This is a genomic window from Enterobacter sp. EC_64 (assembly GCF_019584165.1).
In the GTDB taxonomy this organism is placed as follows: Bacteria; Pseudomonadota; Gammaproteobacteria; order Enterobacterales; family Enterobacteriaceae; genus Enterobacter; species Enterobacter roggenkampii.
Genome location: NZ_VDAS01000026.1, coordinates 1 through 15,533 on the forward strand (window position 1 = coordinate 1; position 15,533 = coordinate 15,533).

Sequence of the window (15,533 nt, forward strand, 5' to 3'; positions counted from 1 at the left end):
TGCCCTAACAGGATCCCGGTCATCTCAAAATTGGTGTTAGTGTTAGACATATATTCAAGCCTATCTCTTATCTGGAGATACAGCTACTGTCTGGTGTTTCAGGGGGCTACATCACCGTTACACTGAATACATCAAGCGGCTTTTCAGGAATCACGACGTCTATGCTCACCCGCTACTTTTCCAGTAATCGTAAAATACTGATCCTCAGTATTATCACGGGTCTCATCACTGCCCTGCTTCTGGGTTCCCTGCAATTTTCGTGGAGTTACCACAAGCGGGAAGTCAAATTCGACACCCTGGTGAATGATGTGAGCGCCTACATGGGGAGCTATTTCGAAGACCTAAAAAAAGCGGTCAATGTCCTCCAGCCTCTCACGCTGAACACGTGCCAGGACGTCAACCAGGAACTCACCTCACGCGCGGCCTTCAGCATTAACGTTCGCGCCTTCCTGCTGGTCCGGGACAAGATGGCATTCTGCTCCTCGGCAACAGGCCCGATGAATGCCCCGATGGAGACGCTCATACCTGAGCTGAACATCAATAAACAGATCGATATGGCGTTGCTTCCGGGTACCCCCATGCTGCCTGATGAACCTGCGATTGCGATCTGGTACCGCAACCCATTAGTGAAGGACGGCGGGGTGTTCACTTCTGTGAATATTAATCTGACGCCTTACCTGCTCTATACTGAGCGCCAGGACGAGTTCGCGGGTATCGCTATCATTATCGGCGATAACGCCTTGTCGACGCGGTCCAGCACGCTGGTTCATACCCGCGACTTGCATGACATCCCGGTCCGCACGGCGACGCTGAAAGACCTCCCCCTGACCATCAACCTGTATGCGGACGCATGGACCAGCGATGAAATTCTCTACGCGCTGTTCTTCGGGCTGGTATGCGGGATTTGTGCCGGATCGCTTAACTACTACATCCTCAGCATTCGGCTCAACCCGGGTAAAGAAATTTTAAGCGCTATCAAGCGCGGTCAGTTTTATGTGGTTTATCAGCCCGTCGTCGATGCCAAATCGCTCAGGATGACCGGGCTCGAAGTCCTGATGCGCTGGAAACACCCGACAATGGGGGAAATTCCGCCGGACGCGTTTATCAATTTTGCCGAAGCACAGAAGCTGATTGTCCCGCTGACGCTGCATCTCTTTGACCTTATCATTCACGATGCGCCCGTGTTACAAACGCTGTTACCTCCGGGCGCAAAGGTGGGTATTAACATTGCACCGGGGCATCTGCATGCGGAAAGCTTCAAGGACGATATGCGCACCTTCAAAGCCCTGCTGCCGCCGGATTACTTCCAGATCGTGCTGGAAATTACCGAGCGCGATATGCTCAACCATCGGGAGGCCAACACCCTTTTCGAATGGCTGCATAACGAAGGGTTTGAAATCGCCATTGATGATTTTGGTACCGGCCACAGCGCGCTGATTTACCTTGAGCATTTCACCATGGACTACCTCAAAATCGACCGTGGTTTTGTTAATGCGATCGGTACCGAGACCGTGACGTCGCCGGTGCTGGATGCTGTTCTGACGCTGGCAAGACGACTGAATATGTCGACCGTCGCCGAAGGGGTAGAGACGCCGGAACAGGCGGCCTGGCTGCGCGAACACGGCGTTAACTTCCTGCAGGGATACTGGATTAGCCGCCCGATGCCGCTGGCGCAGTTCCGCGAATGGCGGCCTGACATTTCGCCCGAAGGCGATTAATTTCACATTGCCCGTGACGTCACTTATTATTCAGCTTAACCGAGCCGGTCTGTAGAGAGGGAGCTGCCGCGAGATGCTTATGCGCTTTATGTTGCTGATGTTGGCATTCACGAGCCTGTCCAGCCAGGCGCAAACCATCAAAGAGAATATCGCCTTCGCGGTGATTGGCGAGCCGAAATACGCGGTCAATTTTACGCACTTCGATTACGTCAACCCTGCCGCGCCAAAAGGCGGTAAGGTCACGCTTTCCGCCACGGGAACCTTCGACAATTTCAACCGCTACGCCCTGCGCGGCGTGGCAGCCGCGCGTACGGAATCGCTTTACGATACGCTCTTTGTCACCTCCGATGACGAGCCCGGCAGCTACTATCCGCTCATTGCCGAGAACGTGCGTTACGCCGATAACTTCGCCTGGGCGGAAATCTCGCTGAACCCGCGGGCACGTTTTCACGATGGCACACCAGTGAAGGCCAGCGACGTTGCGTTCACCTTCCATAAATTCATGACCGAAGGCGTCCCCCAGTTCCGCATCGTATATAAAGGCGCGTCGGTCAGAGCCATCGCGCCGCTCACTGTGCGCATTGAGCTGAGCGAACCGAACAAAGAGAATATGCTCAGCCTGTTCTCGCTGCCGGTGATGCCGGAATCGTTCTGGAAAAATCATAAGCTGAGCGACCCGCTTTCAACGCCTCCTCTGGCTGGCGGCCCCTACCGCATTACCGACTGGCGAATGGGGCAATATGTCGTTTATTCCCGCGTCAAAGACTATTGGGCGGCCAATCTGCCGGTCAACCGCGGACGCTGGAACTTCGACACCCTTCGCTATGATTACTACCTCGACGATAACGTGGCGTTTGAAGCGTTCAAAGCCGGGGCATTCGATTTGCGCGTCGAGAGCAGCGCCAAAAACTGGGCGACCCGCTATATCGGCAAAAATTTCGCCAAAGGCTATATCGTCAAAGACGAACACAAAAATGAATCTGCCCAGGACACCCGCTGGCTGGCGTTTAATATTCAGCGTCCGGTATTTAATGACCGCCGGGTGCGGGAAGCCATCTCCCTGGCCTTTGATTTTGAGTGGATGAACAAAGCACTGTTTTACGGGGCTTATAGCCGCGCCAACAGCTATTTTCAGAATACCGAATACGCCGCGCGCGATTATCCGAAAGCCGACGAACTGGTTCTGCTGGCCCCCCTTAAAGCAGAGGTACCGCAAGAGGTGTTTACAACGGTGTTTCAGCCGCCCGCATCGAAGGGTGACGGTTACGACCGCGACAACCTGCTCAAAGCCAGCAAGCTGCTGGATGACGCAGGCTGGTACCTGAAGAATCAAAAACGTGTGGATGCCAAAACGGGCAAGCCACTCAGCTTTGAGCTGCTGCTCTCGTCCGGGGGCAACGACCAGTGGGTGCTGCCGTTTAAGCACAACCTTGAGCGGCTGGGCGTGACCATGAACATTCGCCAGGTTGATAACGCGCAGATCACCAGCCGCATGCGCAGCCGTGATTACGACATGATGCAGCGCCTGTGGCCCGCGCAGCCGTGGCCTAGCTCGGACCTGCAAATCTCCTGGGCCTCCAGCTACATCGACTCCTCGTACAATGCGCCGGGGGTAAAAAGCCCGGCGATTGATGCGCTCATTGCGAAAATCGTGGCGGCGCAGGGGGATAAAGACAAGCTCGTGCCGCTCGGGCGCGCCCTCGACAGGGTCTTAACCTGGAACTACTACATGCTGCCGATGTGGTATATGGGCGAAGATCGCCTTGCGCGCTGGGATAAGTTCTCCGTGCCTGCCGTGCGCCCGGTCTATTCTCTGGGTTTTGACACCTGGTGGTATGACGTTAACAAAGCCGCCAGTCTTCCCGCTGAGCGGCGATAAGGAATTATCATGGGTGTCTATCTTCTCCGCCGTCTGCTGCTGGTCATCCCCACCCTGTGGGCCATCATCACGATTAACTTTTTTATCGTGCAAATCGCTCCCGGTGGGCCGGTCGATCAGGCCATTGCCGCCATTGAATTTGGCAACAGCGGCGGCATGCCGGGCGGCGGCGGTGAAGGGATGGGCGCCAGCCATGCGCGAACTGGCGTAGGGAATATCAGCGAAAGCCATTACCGCGGCGGACGCGGGCTGGATCCGGAGGTGATCGCCGAGATCACCCACCGCTACGGCTTTGATAAACCGATTCACGAGCGCTATTTCAAGATGCTCTGGGATTACATCCGCTTTGATTTTGGCGATAGCCTGTTTCGCAGTGCGTCAGTGCTGACGCTGATCAAGCAAAGCCTGCCGGTTTCGATCACGCTCGGGCTGTGGGGTACGCTGATCATCTATCTGGTCTCTATACCGCTTGGGATCCGCAAAGCGGTGTACAACGGCAGCCGGTTCGATATCTGGAGCAGCACGTTCATCATTATCGGCTATGCCATCCCGGCGTTTCTGTTCGCCGTTCTGCTGATCGTCTTTTTTGCCGGGGGCAGTTATTTTGATCTCTTCCCGCTGCGGGGGCTCGTCTCCGCCGATTTCAGCTCCCTGCCTTGGTACCAGAAAATCACCGACTACCTCTGGCATATCACGCTGCCGGTTCTGGCCACGGTCATTGGCGGGTTTGCGGCCCTGACCATGTTGACCAAAAACGCCTTTCTCGATGAAATTCGTAAACAGTACGTCGTCACGGCCCGCGCTAAAGGCGTGAGCGAGAAGCAGATCATGTGGAAGCACGTGTTCCGCAACGCCATGCTGCTGGTGATCGCCGGATTTCCGGCCACGTTCATCAGTATGTTTTTTACCGGCTCGCTGCTGATAGAGGTGATGTTCTCGCTTAACGGTCTGGGCCTGCTGGGCTATGAGGCCACCGTGTCGCGTGATTATCCGGTAATGTTCGGCACGCTCTATATTTTCACCCTGATTGGCCTGCTGCTGAATATCATCAGCGATATCAGCTATACGCTGGTCGATCCCCGAATCGATTTTGAGGGCCGATGATGCCGCGTTTAAGCCCCGTCAACCAGGCCCGCTGGGCCCGCTTTCGCCACAACCGCCGCGGCTACTGGTCGCTGTGGATTTTTGCCGTGCTGTTTGTCTTAAGCCTGTTTTCAGAACTGATCGCTAACGATAAACCGTTGCTGGTGCATTTTAACGACCGCTGGTACGTGCCGGTCATCGCCAATTACAACGAAAGCGACTTTGGCGGCCCGTTTGCGACGCCGGCGGAGTATCAGGATCCGTGGCTTCGCCAGCAGATTGAGCAGCACGGCTGGGCGCTCTGGGCGCCGGTGCGTTTTGGCGCAAACAGCATTAACTTCGCCACCACGACCCCCTTCCCTTCCCCGCCCTCCGCGCAAAACTGGCTGGGAACGGATGCTAACGGCGGCGACGTGCTGGCGCGCATCCTGTATGGCACGCGTATTTCGCTTCTCTTTGGGCTGATGCTGACGATCTTCTCCAGCGTGATGGGCGTCGTGGCGGGCGCCATTCAGGGCTACTACGGCGGGAAAATTGACCTCTGGGGCCAGCGGGTGATTGAGGTCTGGTCAGGCATGCCGACGCTGTTTCTGATCATCCTGCTTTCCAGCGTCGTACAGCCCAACTTCTGGTGGCTATTAGGCATCACCGTCCTGTTCGGCTGGATGGCGCTGGTCGGTGTGGTCAGGGCCGAGTTTCTGCGCACCCGTAATTTCGACTATATTCGCGCCGCGCAGGCGCTTGGCGTGAGCGACCGCGGGATCATCTTCCGCCATATGCTGCCCAACGCCGTGGTGGCAACGCTCACCTTCCTGCCGTTTATTCTGTGCAGCTCCATCACCACCCTCACCTCACTGGATTTTCTCGGTTTCGGGCTACCGTTGGGTTCCCCGTCGCTTGGCGAACTGCTGCTGCAGGGCAAGAACAACCTGCAGGCGCCGTGGTTAGGCATCGCCGCCTTTCTTTCCGTGGCCGTGCTGCTGTCGCTGCTGATTTTTATTGGCGAAGCCGTGCGCGATGCCTTTGATCCGAACAAGGCGGTATAAGATGACCCAGCCCCTGCTCCGTATTGATAACCTGTCGATTGCTTTTTCAAAGCAGGATGAGACGCGCACCGTGGTCAGCGACCTGACGCTGCAGATCCAGCGCGGTGAAACGCTGGCCCTGGTGGGTGAGTCGGGTTCAGGCAAGAGCGTCTCGGCGCTCTCCATCCTGCGGCTGCTGCCTTCTCCGCCGGTGAGCTACCCGCAAGGGGATATCCTTTTTCACGGCCGTTCGCTGCTGCACGCCGACGAACAGACCCTGCGCGGCATTCGCGGCAACAAAATCGCGATGATCTTTCAGGAGCCGATGGTGTCGCTTAACCCGCTGCACAGCCTGGAAAAACAGCTCTATGAAGTGCTCTCCCTGCACCGTGGGATGCGCAAAGAGGCCGCGCGGGGAGAAATTCTGGATTGTCTTGAACGCACAGGCATACGCAATGCGGCCAAACGGCTGAATGATTTTCCGCATCAGCTCTCCGGCGGCGAACGCCAGCGCGTGATGATCGCCATGGCGCTGCTGACGCGCCCCGAGCTGTTGATTGCCGACGAGCCCACAACGGCGCTGGACGTGACGGTACAGGCGCAAATACTGACGCTGCTGCGGGACCTGCGTGACGAGCTAAACATGAGCCTGCTGTTTATCACGCACAACCTGAGCATTGTGAGAAAGCTGGCCGACAGCGTCGCGGTGATGCAAAACGGCCGCTGTGTTGAACAGAATGCGGCGTCCACGCTGCTGAGCGCGCCGCAACACCCCTATACGCAGCGCCTGCTCGACAGCGAACCCTCCGGCGACCCGGTTCCCCTCGACGCTGACAGCACGCCGCTGCTGCGCGTTGAGGATCTGTCCGTCTCGTTCCCGATCCGCAAAGGTATTCTGCGCCGCATTGTCGATCGCAACCCGGTGTTAAAAAATATCCGCTTCTCGCTGCGCCCGGGCGAATCCCTCGGGCTGGTGGGCGAATCCGGCTCGGGTAAAAGCACCACCGGTCTGGCGCTGCTGCGCTTAATTGCCTCACAGGGCGAAATCCTGTTTGACGGCATGCCGCTGCACCGCTGGAACCGCCGCCAGATGCTGCCCGTACGTCCTCGCATGCAGGTGGTCTTTCAGGACCCCAACTCCTCGCTTAACCCGCGGCTCAGCGTGTTACAGATTGTCGAAGAGGGCCTGCGCGTCCATCAGCCCGGCCTGAGCGCGCAGCAGCGCGAGCAGGAGGTCATGCGGGTAATGGTTGAAGTGGGTTTAGATCCCGAGACGCGCCACCGCTATCCTGCGGAATTTTCCGGCGGGCAGCGCCAGCGTATCGCCATTGCCCGCGCGCTGATCCTGAAACCAGAGCTAATTATTCTGGATGAACCGACATCGTCTCTGGACAGGACCGTACAGGCGCAGATCCTGGCGCTGCTTAAAGGGCTACAGGAAAAGCACCGGCTGGCCTATATCTTTATCAGCCATGATTTGCAGGTGGTGCGGGCGCTATGCCATCAGGTGATTGTGTTGCGACAGGGAGAGGTGGTCGAGCAGGGAGAGTGCCAGCGCGTATTTAGCGCGCCAACGCAGCGCTACACGCGCCAGCTGTTGTCGTCAGACTAGCGCTCAGAATGGATACTGGCCGGAGAAAGGCTCTGCAATAGCAACGCCAAAATTTTTCAGGCGGCAGGTGGCAGCAAACTCGTCCTGGCTTTTCACAAACAGGCACGGCTCCCCTTCGCATTCCAGCACGGAGCTGTCCACTTCGATATCCGTCAGGGCCTGACTGAGACGCTCCATCACCCGCCATGCATTTTCATCGCTCGGGCTCAGCAGCTTGAGCGCCACCAGGCAGTTTTCACAGCCCGCGACGTTTTGCGGAATCGGTTCAACTTTCGAACCAGCAAAACCCGCCGACCAGCGATAGCTCTGGGGCAAGCGATGGACAATAGAAAGTTGTAATGTATTCACGTTCGTTCCCCGGAAGCAAAATTTACTTCACAATTTATTTACATTTATAGTAACACATCATCGCCAGCCTGCACTATTCAGCACTTTTTTATCGGTATTCAGGCTCGCGTCGGCGCTATATGTACCCGTTTCTGCGATCTAACTCAACCTTTTTGAATACAATGATGTGACTTTTTACACAAATAGATTTTACATAAAATAAACAAACACGGCATAAACGAACGGGGGTTTGGTTGATATGCATCAACAAAAAAGGCCCTGCCGGGCCTTCTCTGTGTTTTAGTGGGCCGCTTTTCGCGGTCGACTGGCGTAAAGATAGAAGAGTATCGAGCTGGTTGCACAAAAAGCCATCGCCCACAGCATGGGCCATGCCGTCGTAAAGGTGGCCATAGAAAGCAACGCGCCAACGATAGCGCCAATGCCGAAGCGGAACGTCCCCGCCAGGGAAGAGGCGGTCCCCGCCATGTGCGGGAACTCATCCAGGATCACCGCCATCGCATTGGACGACACCATCGACACGCAGCCGACAAAGGCCGCTACGCCGACCACCAGCGCCCAGAAGCCCACGCCCAGAAACGCGCTCACCACCAGCCAGATCGCCATCACAAACTGGATCCACAGCCCCGCGCGAAACATGTTCAGCGCCCCCACCCGCCGGACAAAGCGGCTGTTGATGATGGTCATGATGAACAGGAAGACGATGTTAAGCGCAAAGTAATAGCCGAAGTGCTGCGGCGACACGTGGTTAAGCTCGATGTAGACAAACGGCCCGGCGCTCAGGAAAGAGAACATTCCGGCAAAGCTGAACCCGCTTGCCAGCATATAGCTGAGCACGCGCTTGTGGCGAAACAGCGAGGCAAAGTTGCCGATGGTGGTACGGATGTGAAACTTCTGGCGGCGCTCGACGGGAAGCGTTTCATCTATAAAGAAGAAGATCATTGCCGAGGCCAGCAGCGCGGCCAGGGCCAGGATCCAGAAAATCACATGCCAGCTGAACCACACCAGCACCGCACCACCCGCCATTGGCGCCACCAGCGGCGCAATCGTCGTCACCAGCATCACGAAAGACATCATGCGGGAGAACTCTTCCTTCGGGTAGATATCGCGCATCAGGGCGTTAATCACCACGCTTGCCGCTGCCGCTGCCAGACCGTGGAAGAAGCGCATGATGATCAGATGATCGATGGTCTGGGCCAGCGCACAGGCAACCGCAGCGGCCGCAAAGACCAGCGTCCCGCCCAGAATGACGGGCTTGCGTCCAAGGCTGTCCGCCATCGGGCCATAAAACAGCTGGCCGAGGGCAAAGCCGAGAATATAGGTGCTGAGCGTCATCTGCGCGCTGCCCGCCGGGACGCCAAACTGCGCGGAAATGACCGGCAGCGCGGGCAGGTACATATTAATAGACAGCGGCATCAGCATGGCCAGCAGGCCAAGAATGAAGACGATTTTGAACGACGAGTGTGGCCTGGTGGTCACAGGGTTCTCCTGAAATTAGTGCGAAGGCAGACCGACGCTGGCGATCTCTTCTTCCGTTAACGGACGGTATTCGCCTGGCGCAAGGTCGGGATCGAGTTCAATCGCACCAATCCGTTCGCGATGCAGGCCAACAACGTGGTTCCCCACCGCGGCAAACATACGTTTCACCTGATGGTAGCGCCCTTCGCTGATGGTCAGACGGACCACCGTCGGGGTGATGACTTCAAGCACCGCCGGTTTAGTCAGATCTTTTTCATTATGCAGCTGCACGCCTTTCGCGAAGTGCTCTGCCGTGTCATCCGACACCGGTGACTCCAGCGTCACGAGATAGGTTTTCTCGCAGTGGTGGCGCGGAGAGGTGATGCGGTGCGACCACTGACCGTCGTCGGTCATCAGCACCAGACCGGTGGTGTCGATATCGAGGCGGCCTGCGGCATGCAGCTTGTGCGCCACCGGTTCGTCGAGGAAATAGAGCACCGTCGGGTGATCCGGATCGTCCGTTGAGCAGACGTAGCCTTCCGGCTTATTGAGCATGAAGTAGCGAGGACCGTGCTGCTGGGTCAGCGGATTGCCGTCATACTCCACCTGATGGTCAGGTTGCAGTTTGAACGCGCTGTCTCTCACAATGTCGCCATCCACGGTAACGCGGCTGGCGCGAATTTCGCGCCCGGCAATAGCGCGGCTTACGCCGAGTTGCTGAGCGATAAACTTATCAAGTCGCATGAAATCTTTTTAGCCTTAATGGTGCAGGAAGTCGGACAACAGGTCCGAAAATAGAAGCAGTCTGGAACGGTTCAGTATAATGGTCTGGTTGCGCCACTCAAGGGAAAAAGTTTCGTGGCATACTATCTATACCCTAAATAATTCGAGTTGCATGAAGGCGGCAAAGGAGTGAATCCCCGGGAGCTTACATAAGTAAGTGACCGGGGTGAACGAGTGCAGCCAACGCACAGGCAACTTGAAGTATGACGGGTATATGTGCGGAATAACAAAACCGAGACCCCATGACTTTTACACTTCGTCCCTATCAGCAGGAAGCCGTTGACGCCACCCTCGCCTGGTTCCGTAAACATCGCGAGCCGGCGGCGATTGTGCTCCCGACCGGTGCAGGCAAAAGCCTGGTCATTGCCGAACTGGCGCGTCTGGCCCGCGGCCGCGTGCTGGTGCTGGCGCACGTTAAAGAGCTCGTCGCGCAAAACCATGCCAAGTATTGTGCGCTTGGACTGGAAGCCGACATTTTCGCCGCCGGGCTAAAGCGTAAAGAGAGCCACGGCAAGGTGGTGTTTGGCAGCGTGCAGTCGGTGGCCCGCAATCTGGATCTGTTTCGCAGCGAATTTTCGCTGCTGATTGTCGACGAGTGTCACCGCATCAGCGATGACGACGACAGCCAGTATCAGCAAATCCTGACGCACCTGAAAGACGTGAACCCTCACCTGCGCCTGCTGGGCCTGACGGCGACCCCGTTTCGTCTGGGTAAAGGCTGGATCTATCGTTACCATTATCACGGCATGGTGCGCGGCGATGACAAGGCCCTGTTTAGCGACTGCATCTACGAGCTTCCGCTGCGCTACATGATTAAACATGGCTACCTGACGCCACCTGAACGGCTGGATATGCCGGTGGTGCAGTACGATTTCAGCCGCCTGCAGGCGCAGAGCAACGGGTTATTCAGCGAAGCGGATCTTAACCAGGAGCTGAAAAAGCAAAAGCGCATTACGCCGCATATCATCAGCCAGATTGAGGAGTTCGCCACGACGCGCAAAGGGGTGATGATCTTTGCCGCCACCGTTGAGCACGCGCGGGAAATCACCGGGTTACTGCCCTCCGGCGACGCGGCGCTCATCACCGGCGAGACGCCCGGCCCCGAGCGCGACGGCCTGATCGACGCGTTTAAGGCCCAGCGGTTCCGCTATCTGGTTAACGTGTCGGTATTGACCACCGGCTTTGACGCCCCGCACGTCGACCTGATCGCCATTTTACGCCCGACCGAATCGGTCAGCCTGTATCAGCAAATTGTTGGCCGCGGCCTGCGTCTGGCGCCGGGGAAAACCGACTGCCTGATTCTGGATTATGCCGGTAACCCGCACGATCTCTATACGCCTGAGGTCGGCGCGCCAAAAGGAAAAAGCGACAACGTGCCCGTGCAGGTCTTTTGCCCTGCCTGCGGGTTTGCCAACACCTTCTGGGGCAAAACCACCGCCGACGGCACGCTGATCGAACATTTTGGCCGCCGCTGTCAGGGCTGGTTTGAAGATGATGAAGGGCATCGCGAGCAGTGCGATTTTCGTTTCCGCTTCAAAAACTGCCCGCAGTGCAACGCCGAAAATGACATTGCCGCTCGCCGCTGTCGGGAGTGCGACACGGTGCTGGTTGACCCGGACGACATGCTGAAAGCGGCGCTAAAGCTGAAAGATGCGCTGGTGCTGCGCTGTTCCGGCATGGCGCTGCAGCCCGGCGCGGATGAAAAAGGCGAATGGCTGAAAATCACCTATTACGACGAGGACGGGGCGGACGTCAGCGAGCGCTTCCGGGTCCAGACGCCTGCCCAGCGAACGGCCTTCGAACAGCTGTTTATTCGCCCGCACACCCGCACCCCGGGCGTGCCCCTGCGCTGGATCACCGTGGCCGATATCGTGCGCCAGCAGGTGCTATTGCGCCATCCGGATTTTGTCGTCGCCCGTAAGAAAGGCCAGTACTGGCAGGTGCGCGAGAAGCTCTTTGACTACGAAGGTCGCTTCCGTCGCGCCAACGAATTGCGCGGTTAGCGGGACTTTTCATTGATGTGGGGGGCATTTGAGTATAAAATGCCGCCCGCTTCACATCCGTGAGGCAGAACACTCACCTGCTGCTGGGTCGCCTGTAGTAGGGTTTTAAATACAGAGAGAAATCAATGTTCACTATCGAAGCAGAAGTACGTAACGTGCAGGGTAAGGGTGCGAGCCGCCGCCTGCGTACCGCTAACAAGTTCCCGGCTATCGTTTACGGTGGCGAAGCTGCTCCAGTTGCAATCGAACTGGATCACGACAAACTGTGGAACCTGCAGACCAAAGCTGAATTCTACAGCGAAGTTCTGACCATCGTTGTTGGCGGTAAAGAAGAAAAAGTGAAAGTTCAGGCTGTTCAGCGTCACGCGTTCAAGCCAAAACTGACTCACATCGACTTCGTTCGCGCGTAATCGCAAACCTGTCGAAAAAAACCCCGCTTCTGCGGGGTTTTTTGTGCCTGCTATTTACCGCCCGAGGTGCGGCGCTGAAGCTGATCGCGCAGATTCGGCGGCGTCCCCTTAATGGTCAGCGTATCGGTGGCCGGATCCCAGAAGATACGTTCCCCCAGCAGCATCGCATCAAAGTTGATGGTTAACCCGCCGCCGCTGCCGGCAAACTTGGTTAACTGACGCAGCGTGCTGCGATCCGCCGGGAAGCTCTCTTCAAGCTCATAGCCCTTCTCTGCGGTAAATTCCTGGAAGCTGACTTCGCTGACGCCCGCCAGCTCTTTTGACAGCGACTCCAACTCAATCTCTTCCCCAGCCTGCAGCTGTTCGTTGCAGTAGCTGTAAACCTGCTGGCGCACCGTCTGGCGCTCAGATTTATCAAGCTGCGCTTCGGCTGTGAAATCGTCAACCGCCTGGAGCAGCCCTTTGTTCTGCGCTTTGGCGTTAAGCCCTTCACTGGCACCGAGGAAGTCCATGAAGAAATCCGCCACTTTGCGGCCCACGCGTCCCTTCAGGAAAGTCAGGTAGCGGGTCGACTCCGGGTTGGTTTCCCACTCGGTCAAATCAATACGCGCCACGATATCCGCATGGTTAATGTCCAGATAGTGCGTTGAGCTGATATCCAGCTGCTCGTTCACGCGCATGCTGCTTAAGTTATTCAGCACGGTAACCAGCAGGTACTCGACCGCCAGATAGCGGTAGTGGCAGAACAGCACGATCCCGCCGTCGGCGAACGGGTATTTCGCCAGCTCATCGCGCAGACGCCCGGTTGCCGCACGGCTAAACGCCAGGAAATCCTCTTCACCCTGGCGCTGCAGGCGCAGGCTATCGGCCAGTTCACTCTCTTCGCTGAACAGCCCATAGGCTTTATTTTTGGCGCTGTAGACGCGATGCAGTTCTGCCATCATCTCCACAACGGTCGCCGTAGGTTCCAGTAACGAATCGCGTAGCACCACTTCAAGGGTTTGCTCATCGCGCTTGATAAGCTGGTGCAGGGCAATCTGGTTGATTTCCAGACTCATGATAAACTCTCCTTTTAGACCGGGCGGTATTCAACCACCACCAGGACATGTGTGCAACAACAGATAAAAAAGGGGAAAAAAAGCTGTTGCTACGGTAATATGTTGCCCTTTCATCAACAAACTGATTTTGATTTATGCCACAACATTCCCGCTACAGTGATGAACACGTTGAACAACTGCTCAGTGAGCTGGTCAACGTACTGGAAAAACATAAAACGCCGACCGATCTCTCCCTGATGGTTTTGGGAAATATGGTCACCAACCTGATTAACACCAGCGTTGCTCCGGCTCAGCGTCAGGCGATCGCAAAATCTTTCGCCCAGGCTTTACAGTCGTCCGTCAGCAACGACCCGGCCCATTAAGGGATACGAACAACAGTTTATGGTGACGAATCGTCAGCGCTACCGTGAAAAAGTCTCCCAGATGGTCAGCTGGGGGCACTGGTTTGCCCTGTTCAACATTCTGCTGGCGACGGTCATTGGCTGTCGTTATCTGTTTGTCGCAGACTGGCCAACAACGCTCACCGGGCGTATCTACTCCTGGATAAGCGTTGTCGGTCACTTTAGCTTTTTGGTTTTCGCCACCTATCTGCTGATCCTGTTCCCCCTGACGTTTATCGTCATGTCGCAGCGTCTGATGCGATTCTTGTCCGCCATCCTTGCGACGGTGGGGATGACGCTGCTGCTTATCGACAGTGAAGTGTTCACCCGCTTCCACCTGCATCTCAACCCCATCGTCTGGGAGCTGGTGATTAACCCCGACCAGAACGAAACGGCCCGCGACTGGCAGCTGATGTTTATCAGCGTCCCGGTGATCCTGTTGATTGAGATGCTGTTTGCCACCTGGAGCTGGCAAAAACTGCGTAGCCTGACCCGCCGACGCCACTACGCGAAGCCCGTCGCCGCGCTCTTCTTCGTCTCCTTTATCAGTTCGCACATCATGTATATCTGGGCGGATGCGAACTTCTATCGTCCTATTACTATGCAGCGCGCGAACCTGCCGCTCTCGTACCCGATGACGGCCCGTCGCTTCCTCGAGAAACATGGCCTGCTTGATGCGCAGGAGTACCAGCGCCGTCTTATCGAGCAGGGTAACCCGGAAGCCGTCAGCGTTCAGTATCCTCTGAGCGACCTGCGCTATCGCGATATGGGCCGCGGGCAAAACGTCCTGCTCATCACCGTCGACGGCCTGAACTATTCCCGTTATGAGAAGCAGATGCCAGCCCTGGCCAATTTCGCGAGTCAAAACGTCACGTTTACTCAGCACATGAGCTCCGGTAACACAACCGACGCGGGCATCTTTGGCCTCTTCTATGGCATTTCAGCCGGATATATGGACGGCGTACTCTCTACCCGCACGCCTGCGGCGCTGATCACCGGGCTGAATCAGCAGGGCTATCAGTTAGGGTTGTTCTCATCCGATGGCTTTAACAGCCCGCTCTACCGCCAGGCGCTGCTGTCTGATTTCTCACTGCCGGCGGCACAGAATCAGTCCGATGCGCAGACCGCCAGCCAATGGATAAACTGGCTGCAGCGCTATGCCCAGGAAGATAACCGCTGGTTCTCATGGGTTGCCTTTAACGGCACAACGCTTGCTAACAGCAATAAGAGTGATTTCGCGCGCCGCTACGGCCGCGCGGCGGGTGATGTTGATGCGCAGATTGCCCGCGTGCTTGACGCGCTACGTGAGTCCGGCAAGCTGGACAACACCGTGGTGATCGTGACGGCAGGCCATGGCGTCCCGTTAGGTGACGAGACGAAGAGCATGAGCTGGTCACGCCCTAACCTGCAGGTTCCGCTGGTCATCCACTGGCCGGGCACCCCGGCGCAGCGCATCACTATGCTTACCGAGCATAAAGATGTGATGACCACCCTGATGCAACGCCTGCTGCACGTCAGCACGCCAGCAAACGAGTATTCGCAGGGCCAGGATCTCTTCAGCGCCGCGCGCCGCCATAACTGGGTTACGGCAGCAGGGAATAATACGCTGGTGGTGACCACGCCGAAGCTGACGCTGGTGCTGAACAGCAACGGGAATTATCAGACGTATAACCTGCAGGGTGAGCGGCTAAAAGACCAGAAACCGCAGCTGAGCCTGCTGCTGCAGGTCCTGACGGATGAGAAGCGTTTTGTCGCTAACTGATTAATAATAAACCAGTT

At 56.8% G+C, this 15,533-nt stretch carries 13 protein-coding genes; 9 read left to right on the top strand and 4 right to left on the bottom strand.

Going from position 1 to position 15,533, the window contains the following annotated elements:
• Positions 1–161: 161 nt before the first annotated feature.
• The 5 genes from FHC52_RS18250 (at position 162) to yejF (ending at position 7,317) form a co-directional block, all read left to right on the top strand.
• Positions 162–1,718: a cyclic di-GMP phosphodiesterase gene (locus tag FHC52_RS18250; RefSeq protein ID WP_008500947.1), complete on the top strand. Its 1,557-nt coding sequence runs from the start codon at positions 162–164 to the stop codon at positions 1,716–1,718.
• A 73-nt stretch (positions 1,719–1,791) separates the two neighbouring features.
• Positions 1,792–3,597 (top strand): extracellular solute-binding protein, encoded by a 1,806-nt coding sequence (locus tag FHC52_RS18255; protein WP_220420187.1) that lies wholly within the window; start codon positions 1,792–1,794, stop codon positions 3,595–3,597.
• Positions 3,598–3,606: 9 nt separating this feature from the next.
• On the top strand, positions 3,607–4,701 hold the full coding sequence (locus tag FHC52_RS18260; protein WP_220420188.1) for a microcin C ABC transporter permease YejB: 1,095 nt from the start codon (positions 3,607–3,609) through the stop codon (positions 4,699–4,701).
• Positions 4,701–5,726, top strand: a complete 1,026-nt coding sequence (locus FHC52_RS18265) for an ABC transporter permease (protein ID WP_008500950.1) — start codon at positions 4,701–4,703, stop codon at positions 5,724–5,726. The genes FHC52_RS18260 and FHC52_RS18265 overlap by 1 nt, the downstream gene beginning before the upstream one ends.
• A 1-nt stretch (position 5,727) precedes the next feature.
• The gene (gene yejF / locus FHC52_RS18270; protein ID WP_021241521.1) at positions 5,728–7,317 is read left to right on the top strand and encodes a microcin C ABC transporter ATP-binding protein YejF; all 1,590 of its coding nucleotides are present in this window, start codon (positions 5,728–5,730) and stop codon (positions 7,315–7,317) included.
• 3 nt (positions 7,318–7,320) lie between these two features.
• Here the strand turns inward: yejF and FHC52_RS18275 are convergent, their stop codons facing one another.
• From FHC52_RS18275 to rsuA, 3 genes are all read right to left on the bottom strand, one after another.
• On the bottom strand, positions 7,321–7,665 hold the full coding sequence (locus FHC52_RS18275) for a YejG family protein (RefSeq protein WP_008500952.1): 345 nt from the start codon (positions 7,663–7,665) through the stop codon (positions 7,321–7,323).
• 279 nt (positions 7,666–7,944) lie between these two features.
• Positions 7,945–9,141, bottom strand: a complete 1,197-nt coding sequence (locus FHC52_RS18280; protein WP_220420189.1) for a Bcr/CflA family multidrug efflux MFS transporter — start codon at positions 9,139–9,141, stop codon at positions 7,945–7,947.
• A 15-nt stretch (positions 9,142–9,156) separates the two neighbouring features.
• The gene (rsuA, locus tag FHC52_RS18285; RefSeq protein ID WP_008500954.1) at positions 9,157–9,864 is read right to left on the bottom strand and encodes a 16S rRNA pseudouridine(516) synthase RsuA; all 708 of its coding nucleotides are present in this window, start codon (positions 9,862–9,864) and stop codon (positions 9,157–9,159) included.
• A 281-nt stretch (positions 9,865–10,145) separates the two neighbouring features.
• On the opposite strand from rsuA, the gene FHC52_RS18290 reads away from it, so the two are divergent.
• Both FHC52_RS18290 and rplY read left to right on the top strand, forming a co-directional pair.
• Positions 10,146–11,906, top strand: a complete 1,761-nt coding sequence (locus tag FHC52_RS18290; protein ID WP_126289502.1) for a DEAD/DEAH box helicase — start codon at positions 10,146–10,148, stop codon at positions 11,904–11,906.
• 125 nt (positions 11,907–12,031) lie between these two features.
• On the top strand, positions 12,032–12,316 hold the full coding sequence (gene rplY / locus FHC52_RS18295; RefSeq protein WP_008500956.1) for a 50S ribosomal protein L25: 285 nt from the start codon (positions 12,032–12,034) through the stop codon (positions 12,314–12,316).
• A gap of 50 nt (positions 12,317–12,366) precedes the next feature.
• Here rplY and yejK read toward each other — a convergent pair whose 3' ends face one another.
• A complete protein-coding gene (gene yejK, locus FHC52_RS18300; RefSeq protein ID WP_008500957.1) occupies positions 12,367–13,374 on the bottom strand; it encodes a nucleoid-associated protein YejK in 1,008 nt (335 codons plus the stop codon).
• A gap of 134 nt (positions 13,375–13,508) precedes the next feature.
• Between yejK and FHC52_RS18305 the strand changes: the two genes are divergently transcribed.
• On the top strand, positions 13,509–13,736 hold the full coding sequence (locus FHC52_RS18305) for a YejL family protein (RefSeq protein ID WP_008500958.1): 228 nt from the start codon (positions 13,509–13,511) through the stop codon (positions 13,734–13,736).
• 19 nt (positions 13,737–13,755) lie between these two features.
• Complete coding sequence (gene yejM, locus FHC52_RS18310; protein ID WP_023294051.1) at positions 13,756–15,516, top strand: LPS biosynthesis-modulating metalloenzyme YejM; 1,761 nt, start codon at positions 13,756–13,758, stop codon at positions 15,514–15,516.
• The last annotated feature ends 17 nt before the right edge of the window (positions 15,517–15,533 follow it).